This is a genomic window from Sphingorhabdus sp. EL138 (assembly GCF_900258045.1).
Taxonomy (GTDB): domain Bacteria; phylum Pseudomonadota; class Alphaproteobacteria; order Sphingomonadales; family Sphingomonadaceae; genus Parasphingorhabdus.
On the sequence record NZ_OGVD01000001.1, the window covers coordinates 383,917 to 405,465 of the forward strand.

Annotated in this window: 19 protein-coding genes and 1 tRNA gene; 17 read left to right on the top strand and 3 right to left on the bottom strand. The window is 50.1% G+C overall.

Translation table 11 applies throughout. From position 1 onward, the window contains the following. Window positions 1-99: 99 nt before the first annotated feature. Window positions 100-870 (bottom strand): LytTR family DNA-binding domain-containing protein, encoded by a 771-nt coding sequence (locus tag DK507_RS01880; RefSeq protein ID WP_162558843.1) that lies wholly within the window; start codon window positions 868-870, stop codon window positions 100-102. A gap of 196 nt (window positions 871-1,066) precedes the next feature. Here DK507_RS01880 and DK507_RS01885 point away from each other — a divergent pair, with 196 nt between their 5' ends. The 7 genes from DK507_RS01885 to DK507_RS01915 all read left to right on the top strand — a co-directional run bounded on the left by DK507_RS01885 (window position 1,067) and on the right by DK507_RS01915 (window position 7,610). Next, window positions 1,067-1,621 carry a DUF2306 domain-containing protein gene (locus DK507_RS01885; RefSeq protein ID WP_109354389.1) on the top strand — a complete coding sequence of 185 codons (555 nt, stop codon included), beginning with the start codon at window positions 1,067-1,069 and terminating at the stop codon, window positions 1,619-1,621. Window positions 1,622-1,678: 57 nt separating this feature from the next. Then, window positions 1,679-3,334, top strand: coding sequence for an NAD+ synthase (locus tag DK507_RS01890; protein ID WP_109354391.1), 1,656 nt, complete (start codon window positions 1,679-1,681; stop codon window positions 3,332-3,334). Next, window positions 3,331-4,668 (top strand): glutamate--tRNA ligase, encoded by a 1,338-nt coding sequence (gltX, locus tag DK507_RS01895; RefSeq protein ID WP_109354392.1) that lies wholly within the window; start codon window positions 3,331-3,333, stop codon window positions 4,666-4,668. The genes DK507_RS01890 and gltX overlap by 4 nt, the downstream gene beginning before the upstream one ends. Window positions 4,669-4,822: 154 nt before the next feature. Continuing rightward, window positions 4,823-5,494, top strand: a complete 672-nt coding sequence (locus DK507_RS01900; protein WP_109354393.1) for an energy transducer TonB — start codon at window positions 4,823-4,825, stop codon at window positions 5,492-5,494. A 172-nt stretch (window positions 5,495-5,666) separates the two neighbouring features. Further along, window positions 5,667-5,993 carry a hypothetical protein gene (locus tag DK507_RS01905; protein ID WP_162558844.1) on the top strand — a complete coding sequence of 109 codons (327 nt, stop codon included), beginning with the start codon at window positions 5,667-5,669 and terminating at the stop codon, window positions 5,991-5,993. Beyond that, window positions 5,993-6,964, top strand: coding sequence for a bifunctional diaminohydroxyphosphoribosylaminopyrimidine deaminase/5-amino-6-(5-phosphoribosylamino)uracil reductase RibD (ribD, locus tag DK507_RS01910; protein WP_109354840.1), 972 nt, complete (start codon window positions 5,993-5,995; stop codon window positions 6,962-6,964). Before DK507_RS01905 ends, ribD begins: the two co-directional genes overlap by 1 nt. A 31-nt stretch (window positions 6,965-6,995) precedes the next feature. Further along, window positions 6,996-7,610 carry a riboflavin synthase gene (locus tag DK507_RS01915; protein WP_109354399.1) on the top strand — a complete coding sequence of 205 codons (615 nt, stop codon included), beginning with the start codon at window positions 6,996-6,998 and terminating at the stop codon, window positions 7,608-7,610. A 7-nt stretch (window positions 7,611-7,617) separates the two neighbouring features. Here the strand turns inward: DK507_RS01915 and DK507_RS01920 are convergent, their stop codons facing one another. Then, window positions 7,618-8,409: a DUF1134 domain-containing protein gene (locus DK507_RS01920; RefSeq protein WP_254054240.1), complete on the bottom strand. Its 792-nt coding sequence runs from the start codon at window positions 8,407-8,409 to the stop codon at window positions 7,618-7,620. 336 nt (window positions 8,410-8,745) lie between these two features. Between DK507_RS01920 and DK507_RS01925 the strand changes: the two genes are divergently transcribed. From DK507_RS01925 to DK507_RS01960, 8 genes are all read left to right on the top strand, one after another. Further along, a tRNA-Ser gene (locus DK507_RS01925) sits at window positions 8,746-8,837 on the top strand. Between the two features lie 169 nt (window positions 8,838-9,006). Continuing rightward, a complete protein-coding gene (locus DK507_RS01930) occupies window positions 9,007-10,464 on the top strand; it encodes an O-antigen ligase (RefSeq protein WP_162558845.1) in 1,458 nt (485 codons plus the stop codon). A 42-nt stretch (window positions 10,465-10,506) separates the two neighbouring features. After that, entirely contained in the window at window positions 10,507-11,301 is a 795-nt protein-coding gene (locus tag DK507_RS01935) for a polysaccharide biosynthesis/export family protein (RefSeq protein ID WP_254054225.1), read from the top strand. 44 nt (window positions 11,302-11,345) lie between these two features. Next, entirely contained in the window at window positions 11,346-13,526 is a 2,181-nt protein-coding gene (locus tag DK507_RS01940) for a polysaccharide biosynthesis tyrosine autokinase (protein ID WP_109354403.1), read from the top strand. After that, window positions 13,527-14,762, top strand: a complete 1,236-nt coding sequence (locus DK507_RS01945) for a hypothetical protein (protein ID WP_109354406.1) — start codon at window positions 13,527-13,529, stop codon at window positions 14,760-14,762. It abuts the gene before it with no gap. Between the two features lie 12 nt (window positions 14,763-14,774). Beyond that, window positions 14,775-15,368: a sugar transferase gene (locus tag DK507_RS01950; protein ID WP_174209010.1), complete on the top strand. Its 594-nt coding sequence runs from the start codon at window positions 14,775-14,777 to the stop codon at window positions 15,366-15,368. Beyond that, window positions 15,368-16,018, top strand: a complete 651-nt coding sequence (locus DK507_RS01955) for an acetyltransferase (protein WP_109354410.1) — start codon at window positions 15,368-15,370, stop codon at window positions 16,016-16,018. The genes DK507_RS01950 and DK507_RS01955 overlap by 1 nt, the downstream gene beginning before the upstream one ends. A gap of 14 nt (window positions 16,019-16,032) precedes the next feature. Then, the gene (locus DK507_RS01960) at window positions 16,033-17,601 is read left to right on the top strand and encodes a right-handed parallel beta-helix repeat-containing protein (RefSeq protein ID WP_254054241.1); all 1,569 of its coding nucleotides are present in this window, start codon (window positions 16,033-16,035) and stop codon (window positions 17,599-17,601) included. A 46-nt stretch (window positions 17,602-17,647) separates the two neighbouring features. Here DK507_RS01960 and DK507_RS01965 read toward each other — a convergent pair whose 3' ends face one another. Continuing rightward, the gene (locus DK507_RS01965; protein WP_109354413.1) at window positions 17,648-18,826 is read right to left on the bottom strand and encodes a DegT/DnrJ/EryC1/StrS aminotransferase family protein; all 1,179 of its coding nucleotides are present in this window, start codon (window positions 18,824-18,826) and stop codon (window positions 17,648-17,650) included. Window positions 18,827-19,095: 269 nt separating this feature from the next. Between DK507_RS01965 and wecB the strand changes: the two genes are divergently transcribed. Together wecB and wecC are read left to right on the top strand one after the other, a co-directional pair. Beyond that, window positions 19,096-20,232, top strand: a complete 1,137-nt coding sequence (gene wecB, locus DK507_RS01970) for a non-hydrolyzing UDP-N-acetylglucosamine 2-epimerase (protein WP_109354415.1) — start codon at window positions 19,096-19,098, stop codon at window positions 20,230-20,232. A gap of 23 nt (window positions 20,233-20,255) precedes the next feature. Then, entirely contained in the window at window positions 20,256-21,527 is a 1,272-nt protein-coding gene (wecC, locus tag DK507_RS01975) for a UDP-N-acetyl-D-mannosamine dehydrogenase (RefSeq protein ID WP_109354416.1), read from the top strand. Window positions 21,528-21,549 lie beyond the last annotated feature (22 nt).

Below are 21,549 nucleotides of genomic sequence, written 5' to 3' on the forward strand. Positions count from 1 at the left end.
CCTCGAACAGGCCAGCCATTGCATCAGAATCGCCGACCCTATGTGAATGTTTCGAGGCTCCGTTTAACAGGTGCGCCGCAAATCGAAAGTGCCTTTCGGTTAAATCCAGCCAGATTGTTTCAGTTTGGTGACATAGGCGCGGGAAACCGGAACTTCTAACCCGCCAAATAGCACCAATCGCAGATTCCGTCCTTCGCGCTTTGACGTCACAATGGCGTCGCGCGCCACCCACCAACTGCGATGGACCTGCATTCCCTCCAGCGGTTCCATTTCCCTGATAGCATCACTCAGCCGCATCAACAGCATTTCGGCGCGGTCGGGGCCATGGACGCGGACATAATGATCTTCCACGCCAAGAGCGATGATACTGTCAGGGAAACCCGATAGGCGGTCATGCAATTTTGTCTGCACCGGAGCAATTTTCGCAGAATCAGATACTATTTGGGGCGGTTCCTGCACCCCTTCGCTTTCGGCGCTCGACCCATCCGGCCCAAAGAGCAGCCGCATGAAAAGGAAGATGCCGAAACCGATCACGGCGCATTGCAGATAGAGTATGAGAAAGCGGTCGCCCCAAAAGGAGGGATCGAACCGCATGCCTGACATGGCGAAGCCGATCAGGAAGGTAAGCGGCAAAGCCGCAATCGCCGTTGCCAAAAGCTCGGCGGTCCAAAAAGGCATGGCAATAGTTTCCCGCAGCCATCCAGCGCTAATCGAAACCGGTCTGAAAATCGCATAGCCAATGATGATGAAGCCGACCCAATAGGCAAGGCGCAGGGCCACCGGCATCCCGTAAGTGCCAAACGGACCGAGGAAACCGAAGACCAGCCCGATAAGCGCCATGACCAGCAATTCGACAGCAATCCATCTCACGGACCATTTTCTAACACTGCCGCCCATTTAACCCCCAAACCGCCATCCAACCTGTCCATTGACGCTTCGTGAATGGGCAAATTGCCTGTTTCTGGCGCAATTCACGAATAAGAGACAACCACCGGCGTAAGCAAGCTGGAATTGCACTTTCGGATAGCCAATCTGGTCGGCAACGAATTGAACCAACGGGGAAATCATGGCGAAGCCGAAAAGCGCAGTGCAATCTGAGATACTCAAGAAAAGCGGATATGCTATTCAGAATGTCATTCTGGTAGGCGGCGCAACACTATTGGCCACGTTGGTTTTGATGGCACTATCTTCCCTCTACGGCGGCTTTGCTTACAGCGCCGATGTAGAGATTGCGCAAAAGCGATCGATCAGCCTGCCAGTCATCATTCATCTTGCCACTGTAATCCCGGCCCTTCCGCTAGGCGCTTATATCTTGTGGCGGAAAAAGGGTGATCGGCTCCATATGCATATGGGACGTATCTGGGGGATATTGATGGTAACCACCGCCATTGTCAGCTTCTGGATCGGTCGTCCGGGACAAGGCATTGGTGGAACAGGACTAAGCTTCATCCATATCTTCTCGGTTGTGACGTTGCTTTCGATTCCTTACGGTATCTGGCAAATCCGGCGCGGCAATGTTGTAGAGCATTACCGGGCGATGCAGGGCCCTTATATCGGGCTCTTGGTTGCTGGTCTGTTTGCTTTCATACCCGGCCGGATCATGGGATCGTTGATCTTCTAGTCAATCATTTGGAACAATTCATTTGCCGAGCGCAGCACTGCTTTCTATCAGGGCGGGATGACAGCAAAGCTTACCATCACCCTTGCCCAAACGACCCAGGCGGTTGGCGATTTGCGCGGCAATGCCGACGCGATGATCGCCGTCTATCGGTCAAAACCGGATAGCGACCTGATTGTCTTTCCGGAGCTGCAGCTCATTGGCTATCCGCCCGAAGATCTGGTGCTGAAACCGGCGGTCGTCGAACGTGCGGAAACAGAACTGCAGCGATTGGCCGACGCGACAAAAGATAGCGCGCCAGCCATGTTGGTAGGGTCGATTTTCCGTGACAAGGGCCATCTCTATAACGGCATTGCGCTGCTTGAAAGCGGCCAGATCAAAGAGGTGCGATATAAGGTTGAGCTTCCCAATTACGGCACGTTTGATGAAAAGCGCCTGTTCACATCCGGGCCGCTACCAGAACCCATCGACTTTCGCGGCTGTAAAATTGGCCTGCCCATTTGCGAGGATGTCTGGTTCCCGACCGTCTGTGAACATCTGAAAGCACAGGGCGCGGAAATGCTGATTTCTGTCCATGGCAGCCCCTATGAGATTGAGAAAGATGATCGGCGGCTGGGCCAGGTGGCAACGCAGCGCGTACGGGAAACACAGCTGCCGTTGCTTTTCCTCAACCGGATTGGCGGCCAGGATGAAGTGGTGTTCGATGGAGCGAGCTTCGTCCTCAACGGCGACACCAGTGTAATGCACCAGCTTCCTGACTGGGACGAGGCCATCGTTGATACCTATTGGTCGAATGAGGGTGGGGACTGGACTTGCGCGCCCGGCGAGATTCACAAGCTCGATGATCATCCGGCCGATATTTATAACGCGATGATAGTTGGCTTACGCGACTATGTGAATGCCAACCGCTTTCCTGGCGTCATTCTTGGTCTGTCTGGCGGCATCGATAGCGCCCTGTCTGCGGCAGTGGCGGTTGACGCCTTGGGCGCGGATCGGGTGTGGTGCGTGATGATGCCGTCGCGCTTTACCAGCCAAGAAAGCCTCGACGATGCGGCAAGCTGTGCTCAGATGCTTGGCACGCGGCTCGACACGATTTCAATTGTGCCCGCAGTCGAAGGTTTTGACGCCATGCTCGAAGGTAGTTTTGCCGATGAAGAGGTCGATATTACCGAAGAGAATATCCAGTCACGCATCCGCGGCGTGACGCTGATGGCGATGAGCAACAAATTTGGCCATATGTTGCTGACCACCGGTAACAAGAGCGAGATGAGCGTCGGCTATGCCACCATCTATGGCGATATGGCGGGCGGCTATTCGGTGCTAAAAGACGCCTATAAGCTGACCTGTTTCAAACTGTCGGAATGGCGCAATCGCAACAAGCCATCGCTCGGCATGGGGCCTGATGGGCCTGTCATGCCCGACAACATCATCACCAAACCGCCAAGCGCGGAGCTGCGTGAAGACCAGAAGGACAGCGACAGCCTGCCGGACTATGAAGTTCTCGATCCCCTGCTCCACGGGCTGGTGGAGGAAGAATTATCGGTTTCTGATCTTGTCGAACGCGGCTTTGATCGCGAAACCGTGATACGGATCGAAAAATTGCTCTATATAGCCGAATATAAACGGCGTCAGGCGCCTCCCGGCGTAAAACTGGGCACAAGAAATTTTGGCCGAGACCGGCGCTATCCCATTACCAATGCATTTAGGACGATATGACCATTAAAACCCGCTTTGCACCCTCGCCCACCGGGCATCTTCATGTCGGCAATATCCGCACGGCGCTCCACAACTGGATGTTCGCCAAGAAAAAGGGTGGCGAATTTCTGCTGCGGCTGGATGATACCGACAAGGAACGCTCCAAGGAGGAATATGTCACCGCTATACGCGCTGATCTCGCTTGGCTCGGCATCCATCCCGATAGCGAAGAGCGGCAGTCGGCACGTTTCGACCGCTACGAAGAGCAGTTCGAGACGTTAAAGGCAGCGGGCCGGGTTTATCCCGCCTATGAAACCGCGCAAGAACTGGATCTGAAGCGCAAGGTTCAACTCGGTCGCGGCAAGCCGCCGACATATGATCGGGGAGCCCTGGAACTAACCGATGCGGAAATTGCAGCCTTTGAAGCAGAAGGCCGAAAGGCACATTGGCGCTTCAAGTTGGATCACGACATATCGATTGAGTGGACCGACCTGATCCGCGGCGACCAGCATTTTGATCCGGCCTTGCTGTCCGATCCGGTCATCCGCCGTGAAGATGGCAGTTGGCTTTATATGCTGCCATCGACCATCGATGATATGGATATGGGCATCACCCATGTCGTGCGCGGCGAGGATCATGTCGCCAATACCGCGGTCCAGATTCAGATGTTTCAGGCCTTTGGCGCTAACACACCGGAATTTGCCCATGAGGCATTGCTGGTGGGGACAGAGGGCAAGCTTTCCAAGCGCTTGGGGTCCTTGGGCGTAGGCGGTTTTCGCGAGCGCAACATTGAACCGCAATCGATTGTCGCGTTACTTGCCCGTATCGGCACCAGCGACCCGGTGGAGCCAATTGCAGACGTTATGACGTTGGTGGAAACTTTTGATTTTTCACGCTTTGGACGGGCGCCAGCGCGCTTTGATGACGAAGAATTGACCCAGCTGAACCAGAAGATAGTGCACCTGCTGGACTATGAAGATGTGCAGGATCGGCTGCCTGATGCAATGTCTGCGGCGGCTTGGGACGTCGTCCGGCCCAATCTGCATGATATGGGTGAAATCGATGCCTGGTGGCAGGTGGTGACGGGCCCGGTAGCCGCTCCCGACTTGTCGGCCGAAGATCAGGACTTCCTGGATCAGGCCCGAACAACCCTGGAGGGCTTGTCCTGGTCAGAGACGATCTGGAAAGACTGGACCGGAGCATTGAAGGAAGGCACCGGCCGCAAAGGCAAGTCATTGTTCATGCCGCTGCGTCAGGCGCTGACCGGATTGGATCACGGACCGGACATGGGCGCATTGCTTCCGCTCATTGGCCGAGAATCTGCCCTCGCACGGCTGCAAAACATCTTTTCATAGCCGCCGATTTCCCTACCCTACACCGCTTTGGCGAGCCATGTCCTTGATTTTAAATATGTAATAGTATAACATCACATATGACGGTGCGGGATATAGCGCCAATAAATGGGGCAGCTGCACTGTCATCCGAGGAGATGGATGAAAGGACAGACTTATGAGCTTCACATCAACTTACGCGCATAAACCACCCAATTATAAAGGCATTGGACTGGCCGTGGGGGTTCACGCTTTGCTTTTTGCCGGCGCTATGGCTTTGCCTGCGATAACCGCAGAGATACCATTTGAGGGCGTGATTACGGCCTATCCGATCGAGGTTGATAAAGAGCCGCCGACACCTGCCACCAAGATTGAGGAGCCGATTGTCGCGACCAATCCACCGCCAAAGTCGGTCACGGCTGTTACACCCATAGTGAATCCACCGGTGTTCAATGATCCGCCCGCGATAACGTTTGCCGGTATCGAAGATGGCATAGACATCGGTAGTTTAGGGGATCGGATTACGACTCCAATAGCTCCAATCGAGATCATTCCGGAACCGGTCATTGCAGATGCGAAATTGAATAACCGCTTTAGCGCTCAGTTTCAGCCGCCCTATCCATCCGGATTGCTGCGAATGGGCGAGGAAGGAATGATCACTGTACGCGTTCTCGTCGGAACCGATGGTCGGGCCAAGCAGATTGAACTGGTTGATAGTCCGCACGAAGGCTTTTGGACCGCAACCAAACGGCATGCCCTGAAAAAATGGCGTTTCGAACCGGCGACGAAGGATGGTGCGCCTTTTGAAAGTTGGATGACCCTGAAAGTCCGGTTCCAGATTAACAGCTGAGCCTGAAAATGCGAAGTCCAGCCCCGATGATACAGAATATGCCGCAACGGGGCTGGTCATCCGCGTTTTTGCACCCTATTTAACAATAATGAAGATGCTAAAAGATGTTTCCGTCGGCGGCGGTTTAAAGGACTTGATTACTCTTTTGCGCCGGAGTCCAAAGGAACAGGCGATGCCGGCCTTTCTGGCCTTTCTCTGTTCCGGTTTCATCTTCTTCCTGTTTATCATCGACCCGAAGGTCAATACGGACGTCTATGTTCCACAAGAAGTTATCTATGTCGAAAACTGGACACTTGACCGCACGGACGAAGATATCATGAAAGACCGCTGGGCCGTACAATGCCTGAAAGACAAGCAGGAAACGAAACGCAGAGAAGCGATGAAATCGTTGGGCCGAATCTCGGGCATGGATGTTGACGCGATTGAACGCGAAGCAAAAGCGGACCGATTGGCGCGCGGCGAAGTGGAAGTGGAACGGCCAGCCGGCCTGACATGCTGATGGCTCAGAGTGACGCACGCTATATGGCGGCGGCGATCGCCTTGTCGGAACGCGGACGCGGCCGAACCGGTGATAATCCCAACGTTGGCTGCATCATCGTCAAGAACAATATTATAGTCGGCCGCGGCTGGACGCAGCCAGGGGGGCGGCCGCATGCTGAAGCGATGGCTCTGGCACAAGCGGGCAAGGCCGCCAAGGGGGCCGACATCTACGTCACGATGGAACCATGTGCGCATGAAAGCAAACGCGGGCCGACTTGCGCCAATCTTGTAAAGGAAGCAGCGCCTGCGCGCGTCATCGTCGCAACCCTGGATATTGACGAACGCACTCGGCGGCAAGGGATCGATCGCTTGGGTGATGCGGGTATTTCCGTATCTGTCGGTCTGTTGGAACAGCAGGCGCACCGCGCAATGGCTGGATTTTTTGCGCGCATGGAAAAAGGCCGTCCGCATGTCACGCTGAAACTCGCCTTGTCCTTGGACGGATGTATCGCCATGGCCGACGGTACCAGCAAATGGATCACCAGCGACCGCGCGCGCGCGCATGCCCATCTCGAAAGGGCACGGTGTGATGCCATATTGGTTGGGGCCGGTACGGTAGCGGCCGACAATCCTGGACTGGATGTCCGTCTTGCCGGATTGGAAGGTCGCTCACCCCAACCGGTGGTTCTCGGCAAAGCGGAGGTCGGAGATCACTGGACCGAAATTTCCGAACCCCAGGCTATTGCGGAGTTGGATCAAGCAAACTGGCTGCTGGTCGAGGGGGGTGCTACTACCGCTGCCTCTTTCCTGCAAGCCGATCTGGTCGATCGCTTACTGCTTTATCGGGCACCGATCATCATTGGCGGCGGTTTACAAGGCATTGGCGATATTGGCATTGGCAGTCTTGACGTCGCTCACGGTCAATGGACCCGGCTGGATCGCCGCGATTTGGGCAACGATGTGCTTGAGATATATGAACGGGCCGCCTAAGTTCGCGGCCTGGATTTTATAAAGGCTTCCCATGTTTACAGGCATAGTTTCCGATATCGGTACAATAACCAAGGTTGAGGAGCGCGGCGATCTGCGGCTGGTGATATCCTGTCACTATGACATGAGTAGCGTTGACATTGGTGCATCCATAGCCTGCTCTGGCGCTTGTTTAACGGTTGTTGACAAAGGGTCAGACTGGTTTGCAGTGGATATCTCAGCTGAAAGCATATCCAAAACCGCGAAATCCATGTGGTCACAAGGCGGCAAGCTCAATCTTGAGCGGGCCTTGAAAGTCGGCGATGAACTTGGCGGTCATATTGTCACAGGCCACGTCGATGCAGTGGGCGACATAGTGTCGGTGGAAACAGAGGGCGATTCGCATCCGGTCCACATCCACGCCCCCGCCGACATTGCGCCCTATCTGGCACCAAAAGGTTCCATCACCGTCGATGGCATTTCACTCACCGTCAACACTGTCGATGATCAGCCGGATGGCAGTACGATTTTCGGCCTGAACATTATTCCGCACACCGCGAGCGTCACGACTTTCGCAGATTTGAAAGCCGGTGATCAGGTCAATCTGGAGATTGATATACTGGCGCGCTATCTCTCACGCATGGAGAAATTGCGCGCCGTTACGGCTTAGATTCGCCTTAGAACGGCAGCCATCTCTGCTTTTTGCTGAACTTCATATAGCCAACATTTGCGCCTAGCCGCAAACCTGCACCCAGTCTCACCGGGATCAGGACCTTGTCGCCGCTGCGCAAATAGCTCACATGGAAACCGCCAACAAAATAGGCCGCGCCCTCCCCCGCAGGAAAGCGCTGATAAAGATCTTCAGTGTCGTAGAGATTATAAACTAGGACAAAACTGTTCGCCGCGTTGCCACCAACATCAAAACCGATAGATGGTCCGGTCCAGTAGACGGGTCGTTCACCCTCAATCTTGTGGTGCAACTTGCCGGAGCCGTAACGCAGACCTACCACGAAAGCGCCAGATGCTTCACGCCCCGCAATATAGGCATTGGGCCGACCCTGTTTCTTCAAGATGTCTTCAATAACTCCGGCAAGGCCCTTGGCGCCTTTGCCGAATACGCCCTCAGCCGCGCCGATAAGGTCATCGTCCTGATAAGTGGTCGCTTCGTCAACATTCGCGATAACATTCCCGTTTTCGTCGTAGCCATTTTGGTCATAGCTGTTCTCGTTGACGGCATCGTCATAGCCTGTGCCATCATCAACCTGACCGGGTTGGGCGATGTCGCTGTTAATATCGCCGCTGACGGTAGTATTTTGCTCTGGCTCAGGCGTTTCAAAATTTCCATCATAGTCAGGAGTATCGAGATCAGCATCAATCGCGTCATTCGGATCAATCGTCTGTACCTGCGCAAATGCAGGCGACATGGCTGGTGTGCATGCCAATGCGGCGACGGCGAACAGGCCAAGCAATCTCGAACCGAGACTCTCGCGGATATTTTTTTTCACAAACATTTCCTTTGGGCACGACTTAGACATGGGTAAACTCCTTCCCATACCAGCCGCTTTCGACTTTGGCGTTTCGTGATGACTACGCAATGAACGGACGACGACCCGAGTCGATTTTACGACCTGTTGAGTGTTCGAACCCGCGTTTGGCTTCAAACATGGCCGGATTGCGCTAAACAGACCAGGTTCCGCATGGTTTTTGTCCACTAAGCCAAATTGACAGCTTCAGCAGGCACTTTACCCATTGCAGCCACTGCGATGCCCCGTTATAGCGCATGGCCTTGGCCAAGCCAGTCGTGCGGACACGTGGGTGAGCGGCTGAAACCACCTCCCTGCTAAGGAGGCAAGGGCCTCACGGTCCTTCGAGGGTTCGAATCCCTCCGTGTCCGCCATCTATTAACATGACTAGCACCAATAGCCCTGATCGCATTTAGGTCATTGATGCCCTCCACAGAAGACCTTATAGCGACCTCTCACAGCACCAAATTTTTGTCATTTTGATTACAGACAAGAACGGAGCGCAATACTTGAAGCGTGGTTGAGACTGAGATGGGATATGGCTTGAAAACAGTAAAATTGAACAAGCTAACAGCCAAATGGCTGTCGGCTTTCCCGGCAGCAGTATCCTCCGCCAACGCTAGATTTTATGCGTTTACGTTATTCATCGTTTGTATTTTTCTGATGGGTGGCGGATCGCGAGATGACATCCAATCGCTCTTGTTGCTGAGGCCATTGTCTATTATTTTCGTGGCATATGCTTTCTCGGTTTCGAGCCATAGGCGTTGGACTGGAAACCTGCTCCCGGTCTTTATGCTAGCTACCTTAGCCATACTTATGATGCTGCAACTTGCACCATTACCGCCTTCGGTTTGGTCAGAATTGCCACAAAGGCAGATTTACTTTGATATCGCAACGCTAGCAGGGATGGAGCAGCCGTGGCGTCCGCTCACACTTTCGCCTTCAAAAACACTCAATAGCTTGTTCTCACTGTCTGTCCCCCTAGCCGCGATGCTGCTATTCATGAATTTGGAGAGGCCCGACCAACGGCGAGCACTTGTAGTCATATTATTACTGGCATATTTTAGCGCCATTTTGGCGATGCTGCAGTTAGGCGGCTCTTCAAGTGGCCCATTGTATTTCTACCAAATTACCAACAACGGACAAGCTGTTGGCCTGTTTGCCAATCGAAATCATCAGGCTGTCTTGCTGGCATGCGCAATAGTTATCGCAGCCTGGTATGCCGGAACAATAAAGCGGTCTGAGAAATCTGCCACAATTAAAGTCAGCGCGGCAATCGCATCAATATTTGTGCTGTTGCCACTAATTTTTATTACCGGTTCTCGCGCCGGACTTGTACTGGCACTGCCCGCCTTTATTTTTGCCTTGCTATTCGTTTACAATGGCAAATTTTTTTCGGATGCGCCCAAAAAAAATACCAAACGAGTGAGAAAGTCAAAGTTCAAATTCTGGCAGAGATTTTCTATCAAAAATTTGATTGCGGGGGCGTTCATATTGACGCTTGTATCGATAGTGGGCGCCGCTTTTTATGCATCAAGAACTGCTGCATTTGATCGTCTTACAAGTGGTGATGCACAGGCAGAACTGAGGCTTGATCTTCTACCGACGCTGCTAACAATGGTTCAAGAATATATGCCGTGGGGTACCGGCTTTGGGTCTTTTGAACATGTCTATAAGATTTTTGAACCACTTGACCTGCTCAAAGCAGAGTATCTGAATCAAGCTCATAGCGATTGGTTGCAAATTTTGATCGAGGGCGGGTTGCCGGTAGTAGTTCTAATTGTTGTATTTCTGGGGTGGCTGCTTGCCCGAAGTCGGCGAGTGTTTGATAGTTCAATTACAAAAAGCAGACGTAGTCGCATATTCCTCTCGGTCACTATAATTGGGTTTCTTGTCGCAGCGAGCATCGGTGACTACCCTCTCAGGGTACCATCCATGATGGCTGTTCTAGCGGTTTTTCTTTGTGTATTTTCTGAAGCGACGGCTCGGTCTAACCGTTAGGAGAAGGCAATTTCGATTGAACGAAAGCCCAATACGGTCGAGATGAGCGACAGACCAAATCGGATGGTTTACGTCACCGGATCACTCGTCTATCAACCGGTTCGAAAAAAATGGAAACTCGTATTTATGTTGATTCGCCTCCCCCTGCTTTTGTTACCCGTGCTGCTTGCATCATGTGCGGGCTCTTCAGTTGTAGGCTCCAGTCCCAATGTGACACTTGTTTCTTCGGACGATTTGCCGGAACCATCACGAGCAGACTTGCTGGCAACGAACAGACCCTATTTGATTGGGCCATTTGACAAACTCAACATCGATGTTTTCGGGATTGAAGATTTAAATAAGAAAGTCCAGATCGATGCTAGTGGCCGTTTGTCCTTTCCACTGGTTGGCGTAATTGAGGCTGCGGGCTCGACACCTGACGAACTCGCAAATGAGATTGAAAAAAGGCTTCGCGGTCGTTATGTTCGGGATCCTCAGGTGACGGTCAATCTGGACGAAACGGTTAGTCAGGTCATCACCGTTGACGGACAAGTTGATAAGCCTGGCCTCTATCCTGTAATTGGAAGAATGACCTTGATGCGTGCCGTTGCAACTGCGGGCGGCACAACAGAATTTGCTAAACTTAACGATGTCGTTATTTTTCGTAATGCTGATGGCCAACAAATGGCTGGCCTATACAACCTTAAGGATATCCGCCGCGGCAACTATTCAGATCCAGAGGTTTTTGCAAACGATGTCGTTATTGTTGGCGATTCCCAAGCAAGAAGAATATTCAAAGACTTTTTACAGGCCTCGCCGCTGCTAACTACACCCCTGATCATTTTATTCCAAAACTGAAACAGATAATCTTGTCAGCGTTAAATTTAGGTAGTACTTTTTGAATGACCATTTTTGAAGAAAACAATGAGCGAGAGCGGGATAAAAAACGGTTGTACGAGGGCGCTGCTCAAGAAAACCCGGTTCTGTTACAATACTGGCAGGCCATACTCCGCCACAAAATCGCTATTATAGTAATCATTATTACGGCAGTTATTTTATCCGTAATCACGACGCTGCTTATGACGCCTCACTACACAGCAACGTCCCGGATTGAAATCAACCGAACGCAAGACAAGGTAACAAACGTCGAAGGCGTAAAAAATGATGATGTTGGTCAGAATCTAGAATTCTACCAGACCCAATATTCTCTTCTCGAAGCTCATTCGCTGGCAGAGCGGGTGGTAAGACAGAAAAATCTGGCCTCGCAGGAATCATTTTTCGATTTATTTGGTGTTGATGCGGACAACAGCGGTTTAATTGCCTCGAATACAAATAGAATGAGTGCCGCCGAGAGAAACAAGAGGCAAAATCTTGCTGCCCAAATCCTGCTAGAAAACGTTTCCATCTCTCCCATCCGTGGCTCCAGCCTGATTGATGTCAGCTTCAATAGCCCTGACCCGCAATTTTCTAGTGAAATTGCCAATACGTGGGTCAGTGAATTTATTGAGTCCAATCTTGATCGGCGATATGATTCAACTTCCGATGCAAGAGAGTTTCTTTTGGAGCGACTGGCTCAACTTCGCCAAAGTCTTGAAGAATCAGAACGAAAACTGGTTCTATATGCCGACAACAATGAAATCGTGACTCTTTCTTCCAAGCAGGACAGTGCTGGCAGAACGATAAGCAATCAGACATTGGCATCCGCGAATTTGGAAGCATTGAACACTTCGCTGGCTAAGGCGACTGCTGAAAGAATAGCCGCGGCGAGTGAAGTTCAGTCCAACGGAACTGACAAAAACTCTTTGGCAAATCTCGCTCTTCATGGAATTCGAGAACAGCGAGCTTTAGCAGCTGCAGAATATGCCAAGTTACTTGTTCAGTTTGAACCTGAATACCCGGCAGCGAAAGCATTGGCGTCACAAATTGCCGACCTTGACGCCAGTATTGCCCGCGAAGATGCACGATCTCGGTCAGGCACGATTGCTCGCTATCGCGAAGCGTTGAAAAGTGAACAAGACCTACAGCGAAAAGTGGAACTTTTGAAAGCAGAGTTTAGCGGTGAGCGGCGGACCTCCATCCAGTATAATATTTACCAGCGTGAAGTGGATACCAATCGTCAGCTGTACGACGGATTGTTGCAGAGATATAAAGAAATTGGCGTTGCTGGAGTAGGTAGTAACAACATTTCGGTAGTTGATCGCGCGCGCGCGCCCGAGAGGCCGTCAAGCCCGAATGTGATTCTGAACCTGCTGTTTGGCATTCTGGCCGGCCTACTGGTTGCCCTGGGATATGTTTTCGTATCAGAGCAAGTCGACCAATCTATCAAGGACCCCTCGGAATTGAAAAACAAACTGGGCATCGCGGTTCTTGGGTCGATACCCGACTTGAACAAAGAAGATATCATTACATCCCTGCAAGACAAGAAATCTCAAGCCTGGGAAGCCTATCTTTCGATAAGAACCAGTTTGTCCTTTTTGACTGATCATGGCGTTCCCCGGTCCTTTCTGATGACAAGTACCCGTCCAAACGAAGGAAAAAGTACGTCCGCTTTCGCTCTTTCTTCTGTTTTAGCAAGTGCGGGTAAAAGAGTGTTGCTTGTAGATGGCGATATGCGAAATCCATCACTTCATCGGATGTTAGGTATCGAAAATGTAGCCGGGCTCAGCAACTACCTGTCTGGTTCGAATGACATGAAGAATATGATCCAGAATACAGCGATAGAGAATTTCCACGCCATGACGGCTGGTCCGATACCCCCCAATGCAGCGGAACTTTTGAGCAGTGAGCGTATGTCGGACTTGGTGGTGCTACTCGGGAAAGAATTTGACCATATCATCGTGGATGCTCCTCCGGTGTTGGGGCTTGCAGACATACCCTTGCTCAGCAATTCGGTTGAAGGTGTTATTTACACTGTTGAAGCGAATGGTGTGAAAATGAAGGGTATTGAGTCTGGGTTACAACGTGTACGATCTTCGAAGGCACATATATTTGGAGCAATCGTGACAAAAGTTTCGACGCAGCAGTCAGGTTATGGATATGGCTATGACTATCAATATAGCTATGGAGCCAAAGTGGAAGCATAAATGCCAAAGCGAGACCCATCTCGGCACGCTCCCCATTCACGCAAAGTCTCGGCTTTGCTGGGTATTTGGACAATCGCGATCGTGCTGGCCTTCGTCTCCATAATGATATCTCTAGGTGGTATTACCAAGAAAAAGGCACCAGAACTTGCTACATCCGTTTGGCCGATAAATGGCTTCGCATTGCAATCTTCTGCGGGAAGAAGCGTTCGAGAAGCGATTATTAACAATAAGAACAGCTTTCCCGATTCAATCAATGCCTCCACAACAGAAATTGCCGAGCGCGCTTTCGCTCATGAACCAAATGCCTCTAGCGCAGTAACAGTTATGGCGCTGGGCGCTCAGGAGCAAAGCAGGCGACGTTTGATGGAGCAAAGCGTCGAGCTTTCAAGGCGAGACAGTCTGACAAGCGCTTGGATGATCTTTGACAATGGAAAGCGCGATGATCTGGATGGTGTGCTTAAGTATTATGATATCTCCATGCGGACGAGCGGTATCGCTTCATCGACTTTTCTGCCGGTAGTTGCCAAAGTGTTAGCGGATGATCGTTTTATCGATCCCCTGGCAAAACTACTCGCCAAAAATCCTCCTTGGGCAAGGCGATTCTGGGAAATAATTATCTATGAGAAACCGTCTTTAAGCAACGCTGCGACACTGCGCTTGGAACTAATTGACGAGAAAAAAATCCCGGCAAATGTCTATGCGGACAATGCATTAATTCAAAATCTGGTTGCAGCCGGGTTATTTGATGAGGCGCTGCAGCTATATCATAGGTTGACGGGACGGAAAGCCACTGGGGGATCATTTGTTCGCGGCGGTAACTTCGAACAAGCTTCGACTTATCCACCGTTGGATTGGCAGGTTGTGTCCAACGGTGATTTCGGCTCAGATATAGATAGCACAAACGGCACCATGAACGTCAGTGCCATTGGCAGCGCAGGCGGCATCTTCGCGCGCCAGCTTATAAAGCTTCCCGCAGGAGATTTTATTTTTAGTGCCACTCTTAATTCTGCGCCAGAAGGTATAGGCATATTGATCGCGGAGTTAAAATGTGCCCAAGCCATCACACCCAGATTCAAGCCGGTAAAAATCCCATTACGTGCAGGAAAAAATGTTAGGATGGTGGAAGGTATTCGAAGCAATTGTTCCTATTACTGGCTGGATATTTCCGGACGCGCAAACGAAGGCTCTGACGGTTTTGATGCGACAATTACTAATATATCATTTGTCAGTGAATAAATGGCAAGCGTTATGAAGCGAATTTTTGATATATGTGTAAGCATATTTCTTATGCTGCTTTTAGCACCACTTATTTTGATTATTGCAATACTTATATTGATGGTGATGGGAAAACCGGTTCTGTTCACCCAAAAGCGCCCGGGTATTAAAGGCTCTCCATTCATGATGGTGAAATTTCGAACCATGCGCAATGCTGTTGATAAAAAGGGAGATCCATTGCCTGATTCCAAAAGACTCACAAAATTTGGAATTTTTTTGCGCAATACAAGCTTGGATGAACTTCCTGGGCTCTGGAACGTTTTGAATGGGGACATGAGTATGGTCGGCCCAAGACCATTGCTTATGCAATATATGCCTTTGTACAATCAAGAGCAGCTTCGCCGTCATGAAGTAAAGCCGGGCATTACCGGGTGGGCACAGATTAATGGTCGTAATGCGATCAGTTGGGAACAAAAATTTAAATATGATGTCTGGTATGTGGACAATCAGTCATTTTGGCTGGATGTTAAGATATTGTTTCTTACGCTTGGGAAGACGATTGCACGCAAAGGCATAAATGCTGCCGATGACGCAACCATGCCCATATTTACAGGCTCCAAAAGCTAATGGTATCAACATCCTATGGCATTTACGGCGCTTCTGGATGTGGTCGGGGTGTTATGCCCTTGTTGGGCTCAAGCACACAGGAATTTGATGGTGAAAGGCTTTTTATCGACGATGGGTGTGCCTTAGAATCAGTGAACGATTTCCCAGTCCTTACTTATCACGACTTTCTCGATCGGCCGTCAATCAGCAAATTTGTGACAATAGCCATCGCAGATGGGCAGGTTAGAAGAAGGTTAGCCGAACGATGTGCAAAGGACGGTCTGCGTTTTCATTCGGTAGTCGCACGCGAGCACGTTAGAATGGCCGATTGTGAAGTCAAAGAGGGCGCCATTTTCTCGCCCTATACAACGTTGACTAGCAACATACGAATAGGGCGGCATTTTCACTGCAATCTTTATAGTTATGTCGAGCATGACTGTATCATCGGAGATTATGTTACGTTTGCCCCCGGAGTGAAATGCAATGGAAACGTCCACATTGGCGACCAGGCATATATTGGTGCCGGTGCCGTCCTGAAGCAGGGTACGCCTGAAAAGCCCCTGATCATTGGTCCTAGGGCGGTCGTTGGGATGGGGGCGGTAGTTACCAAAGATGTGCCGGCGGACGCTGTTGTTGCAGGAAATCCGGCGCGCTTGTTGAAAGAAAACTAGCGCTATTGCCAGATATGAAAAGCAATCGAAAACACCGGCGAGGCGTTCTGAAAGCGATAATCACTGCGATGTCGTCGATGGCATTGGTCCAAAAGACAAGCGCACGACAAAACGAGCAAATCGCCCGGAATAAAGATGATGAGGAACTTCCGAAGCGAAGTTCTACCTCCGCGCGGCAAAGCGATGGAGCAACTCCATTTATACAGTCTGGGACTGGCGCGCGGGCACGAAGCTCAGATTTAAAGCTGAGGGAGGCGCCGGTCTCGCTTGAAGATTTTGGTGGCGGAATAAATGTTGAGGACAATACGCCAGCAATAATCGCAGCGCTAAAGACCAATCGACCTTTACATCTTGTTTGCCCTGTACCTTTTGTGCGAGCCACATATCGCTTTGCCAAGACCGTTGATTTTGGCACCCTTTTTCAAAAAGATACTACCAGGGTACCAGTGGTGATCATTACCGGCGAAGGTAAAGATAAGACTGTATTGCAGTATACTGGCCCAGGTATCGGATTAATAGGCGGCGCGAACGCGCCCGTTTCAGGCGGCTACACACAGTCACTGATTATGCATAATCTTTCATACATTGGTACGGGGCGCGTACCCGACGAAGTGATCCCATCTATTCCCTTGAGCTACTTTCGGTTTAAAACGGAGGCAAACGTCTTTGCAGGAAGCGACTCAAGCCAGACCGGCATTTACTGGGAGTTTGATGCAGCTTCAACCATCAGTAATTGCGAGATTGCTCGCTTTGGGGTGGGGATCAAAACCAGGTTGGGTTACGGAGCAACGATAAGAAGCAACCATTTTCGTTACAACAACATCGCCATTGAGCTTACGCAAGCCGTCACAACCATTACCGTGGTGGACAACGTTATTGAGCGAAACGGTATCGGCATCGCACTATATCAATCTTCGCTATGCTCGTTTCGGGGTAACGCAATACAGGGAAACTACGGCGGTTGTGATGTCTATTCTTTTATCTGGAACAAAGGACACAAGTTCGATTCAAACTATTTTGAGGCTTCTTCCAGGGTCGTTGTTCAGGACGGTGGCAATTCCAATTCGTCGTTGGTCAATACAGCTTTTGAATTTATAAATAATATCGGGCTGAAAGTTGAACTGAAAGAGTTCGCTGAAAATTGGTCCTTTCGTCGCAACTTAATGGGGGATGTCAATACCACCAGTTCGGCTCCTGCCTTTTATTGCACAGATAATAACATCAGAGGGATTGTTGTCGAAGACAATCTCGAAAATCACGACGCTCGACTCAGATTCACTAACTACACCGGCGCAGGTGTTAAGAATCTGATAGTGCGGGATTCTCCGATAACCATAAGAACGAAATACAATATGGAAAAAATGGAAATCGGTGACAGCTCTCTCCACAAGTTGGTTGTTCCAGGTTCGAAGTCCGGTGATGCGGTCAGCGTTTCTTTCAACAAGCCGATCAACGCGGTTCAGTTGCATGGCTGGGTAACAGAAAGCGAAACTGTATCAGTCGTATTTTACAATCCGCCTTATGGCCAATTCACCAATTCAGTTGCGGGGGAACTAACAGTCGAGGTTTTTCCTAAACTATGATATCTACGATGGAAGATATAATGGCCCGCAGAAAGTCATATCGGGCCTAAGCCGAAGCTCTCTCCATTACCTGTTCTATCGCATTGCAATAGGCATCTAGATCCTTGTCCGTAATAGTCGGATGAGTCAGAAACATTAAACTGGTTTCGCCCAACTCTCTGGCCACTGGAAGCCGTCTTGATGGACGGAAGCCGGTATCGTCGAACGCTTTCTCCATATATACTTCGGAACAACTGCCTTGGAATGCAGGAAAACCAATTTCATTTATCTCGGCTACAATCCTATCGCGATGCCAGCCGCTTTTTAGACCTTGGGGTTTAACGTAGGCGTAGAGACGGTAATAGGCATGCGTAGCGTTATGATCTGGTTTCGGAACTCTTACCGCATCTGAAAAATGTTCGAGTTTTTGAGAAATCGCGCGTGCTATTAGATTCCGCCTTTTGATCCAATCCTCTAGACGCTCAATTTGTATCCTGCCAATGGCAGCTTGTACTTCAAGCATCCGCCAATTTGTACCAAAGCTCTCATGAAGCCAACGAAAGCCAGGTTGATGCTCTCGATTATATACAGCATCCCAACTTTTGCCGTGGTCTTTGTAGGACCACATTTTTGACCACAGATTCTCACTATTGGTTGTGACCATGCCGCCTTCCCCACCCGTTGACATGATCTTATCCTGGCAAAAGGACCAAGCTCCTATATCACCCATGGAACCAACCATTTTATCGCCTATTTTGGCCCCATGGGCTTGAGCGCAATCCTCAATAACATAAAGCCTGTGAGCCTTGGCTAGAGCTGTTATTCCAGCCATGTCGCAGGGCCAACCCGCCAAATGCACGGGAATAATGGCTTTGGTCTTTTTACTGATAACTGCTTCAATGGTCGTCGGATCAATATTGCCGCTATCACGATTGACGTCCGCAAAAACTGGGGCCGCTCCTGCATTTACGACAGATGAAACAGAGGCAATGAAAGTTCTCGGGGTAACAATAACCTCATCGCCAGGCCCAATCCCCAGTGCCTTGAGAGCTAGATCAAGGGCGAGCGTCCCGTTTGCCAAAGCCACAGCTTGGTTGACCCCGCATAATTTTGCAAACTCAGTCTCAAACCTCCGCCCTTCCTGCCCAGTCCAGTAATTGACTTTGCCAGACTCAATAACACGGCTAACGGACTCAATCTCTCGCCCTGAAAAGAACGGCCAGACACCAGCTAATTTGGTAATGATATCAGATCCTTTGGATTACTCGTTGGAAGCCCGTATTCCTATAATACTGGCTGTTATTACTCTAAATACAGTTATTTTTTCACTTTTCCATCCAGAAAGGTTGGTTCAGGGGTCCCCTTCTATCGGAAAATTCAATAAAGTGGAATGGAGCTCTGCTGAGCTATTGAATGTTGAATCTTATATGCTATTTAGGCGTCTTTCACACTCAGAGCTTTATCGATCAATTCGCTCTTTTCCCGTTGCAGGTTTGACAAAATCATGAACAGTTTATGCGCGTACTAAGTGTATTTGGCACACGACCTGAAGCCATAAAAATGGCACCTGTGGTGAAAGCAATAGCGGAAGCCCCTGAATTGAAAAGCATGGTATGTGTGACGGGACAGCATGCTGAAATGCTCAAGCAGGTTAATGACCTTTTTGAAATAGTACCCGACATAGATCTGAAGATAATGAGGGCAGGACAAGGACTGACCCACATTACAACGACGGTCTTGGAAAAAATGGAAGAGGTCATCACAGAATTTCAACCGGATTTTGTTCTGGTGCATGGAGACACTACGACATCAACCGCTACAGCTCTTGCTGCCTTCTACGCTGGCATCCAAATTGGCCATGTCGAGGCGGGATTGCGAACATATAATCTGCAATCTCCGTGGCCTGAAGAAGCGAACCGTCAAATCACCGGCCGACTTGCAAACATACATTTCGCTCCAACAGAAACTGCGGCCGAAAATCTGTTGAGAGAAGGCGCACCTGCTTCTTCGATCGAAGTCACCGGCAACACAGTCATTGATGCGTTAAAACTTGTTGTTTCCAAGCTTGATAAGGATGAAGAACTTCGCGCAAGCATGAAAGACAATTTCACCACCTTGCGCGAAGATTCTCGTTTGATCTTGGTGACGGGTCACAGGCGCGAAAGCTTTGGCGGTGGCTTTGAACGTATTTGTGCTGCTCTGGTCGAGATAGCGGAAGAGTTTCCAGATGTTGATATTGTTTATCCTGTGCACTTGAACCCGGAAGTCCAACGGCCGGTTGAAAGGTTCTTGTCTGGAATATCGAATATCCACCTTGTCGAGCCGCAGGGATATTTGCCCTTCGTCTATCTCATGAATCGCTGTGACCTGATAGTGACCGATTCCGGCGGAGTGCAGGAAGAGGCACCGTCGTTAGGCAAGCCTGTGCTGGTCATGCGCGACACAACTGAAAGAATGGAGGCAGTGGATGCTGGCACCGTCAAACTCGTTGGAACCGATGTGCAAAAGATCGTGGATAACGTTCGGCTATTGCTGACAGATCAAACCGCCTATGCAAAAATGAGTGGCAGTCATAATCCATACGGGGACGGTAATGCTTGTGGCCGGATAGTTCGAAGGTTAGTTGAGCACTCGTCCGCGAAGCGCCAATAAAGAAAGCCACAGAGCAGTCGATCATGAAATTCAAAAAAATCTGCGTAGTAGGCCTGGGTTATATTGGGCTGCCAACTGCAACTATTATTGCATCGCGAAAACACCATGTTGTGGGTCTGGACGTTAACCCAAAAGCGGTTGAAAGCATAAATAATGGCCAAAGCCATATTGTGGAACCGGAATTGGACGAAATGCTCCACGCTGCTGTTAGTGATGGCTATCTTACAGCGGTCAGCGCGGCGAAACCGGCGGACGCCTTTTTGATAGCAGTTCCGACGCCATTCAAAAATGATCATGAGCCCGACATCAGCTACATCGAGGCCGCCGTTAAGGCAATTGCCCCAGTGTTGCAGCCTGGAAACTTAGTGGTTCTCGAGTCAACATCACCTGTCGGCACGACGCAAAAAATCTCGGAATGGTTAGCTGACGAACGACCCGATATGACCTTCCCGCACATCTATGGGAGTAACTCAGACATTCGGATTTCTCATTGTCCGGAGCGAGTATTGCCAGGAAAGATATTGAGGGAACTTGTTTCCAATGATCGTGTAATCGGCGGCCTTACACCTCAATGTTCAGAGCTTTCAAAAGAGCTTTATGAAATATTCGTGGAGGGGAACTTTGTTTGTACGGATGCGCGCACCGCAGAAATGTGCAAGTTGGCGGAGAACAGTTTCAGAGATGTCAATATTGCTTTTGCCAATGAACTGTCACTGATCTGTGACAAGCTGGGTATTGAAGTCTGGGAATTGATAGAGCTGGCGAATCTGCACCCCAGAGTTAATATATTGCAGCCGGGCCCAGGCGTAGGGGGGCACTGTATTGCCGTTGATCCATGGTTCATTATCCATTCCGCCCCAGAAGAAGCCAGATTAATAAAACAGGCCAGGCTGGTTAACGACGGCAAGCCAGATTGGGTTGTAGATAAAGTTGATTCAGCCGCAGAGCTATTGCGATCTCGTGATGCAATGACAACCGTTCGGGTCGCTTGTCTAGGCCTAGCGTTCAAACCTAACATAGATGATCTCAGGGAAAGCCCGGCCGTTGATATATGTGAAGTTTTGTCACGTAATAATGCAATGGAAGTACTAGCGGTAGAACCTCATATTGAGAAACTTCCCGAATCTCTTGGTCAGGCTGCTAAATTGACATCGGCAAAACAGGCAATTGCTCAAGCAGACATCGTCTTGTTGCTGGTCGACCATAGTGCTTTTAAGGATATCCCCCTAGAATCCTTGTCAGGCAAGCAAATCATTGATGTAAGAGGTTTTTGGAGCGGCAAGACCCCGGTCTGACAGAGCCTATAATCAGATTTAG

Coding starts and splice junctions, on each gene's coding strand:
- DK507_RS01885 (WP_109354389.1), top strand. CDS start 1,067: ATGGCGAAGCCGAAAAGCGCAGTGCAATCTGAGATACTCAAGAAAAGC.
- DK507_RS01890 (WP_109354391.1), top strand. CDS start 1,679: ATGACAGCAAAGCTTACCATCACCCTTGCCCAAACGACCCAGGCGGTT.
- gltX (WP_109354392.1), top strand. CDS start 3,331: ATGACCATTAAAACCCGCTTTGCACCCTCGCCCACCGGGCATCTTCAT.
- DK507_RS01900 (WP_109354393.1), top strand. CDS start 4,823: ATGAGCTTCACATCAACTTACGCGCATAAACCACCCAATTATAAAGGC.
- DK507_RS01905 (WP_162558844.1), top strand. CDS start 5,667: ATGCCGGCCTTTCTGGCCTTTCTCTGTTCCGGTTTCATCTTCTTCCTG.
- ribD (WP_109354840.1), top strand. CDS start 5,993: ATGGCTCAGAGTGACGCACGCTATATGGCGGCGGCGATCGCCTTGTCG.
- DK507_RS01915 (WP_109354399.1), top strand. CDS start 6,996: ATGTTTACAGGCATAGTTTCCGATATCGGTACAATAACCAAGGTTGAG.
- DK507_RS01935 (WP_254054225.1), top strand. CDS start 10,507: ATGAGCGACAGACCAAATCGGATGGTTTACGTCACCGGATCACTCGTC.
- DK507_RS01940 (WP_109354403.1), top strand. CDS start 11,346: ATGACCATTTTTGAAGAAAACAATGAGCGAGAGCGGGATAAAAAACGG.
- DK507_RS01945 (WP_109354406.1), top strand. CDS start 13,527: ATGCCAAAGCGAGACCCATCTCGGCACGCTCCCCATTCACGCAAAGTC.
- DK507_RS01950 (WP_174209010.1), top strand. CDS start 14,775: ATGAAGCGAATTTTTGATATATGTGTAAGCATATTTCTTATGCTGCTT.
- DK507_RS01955 (WP_109354410.1), top strand. CDS start 15,368: ATGGTATCAACATCCTATGGCATTTACGGCGCTTCTGGATGTGGTCGG.
- DK507_RS01960 (WP_254054241.1), top strand. CDS start 16,033: ATGAAAAGCAATCGAAAACACCGGCGAGGCGTTCTGAAAGCGATAATC.
- wecB (WP_109354415.1), top strand. CDS start 19,096: ATGCGCGTACTAAGTGTATTTGGCACACGACCTGAAGCCATAAAAATG.
- wecC (WP_109354416.1), top strand. CDS start 20,256: ATGAAATTCAAAAAAATCTGCGTAGTAGGCCTGGGTTATATTGGGCTG.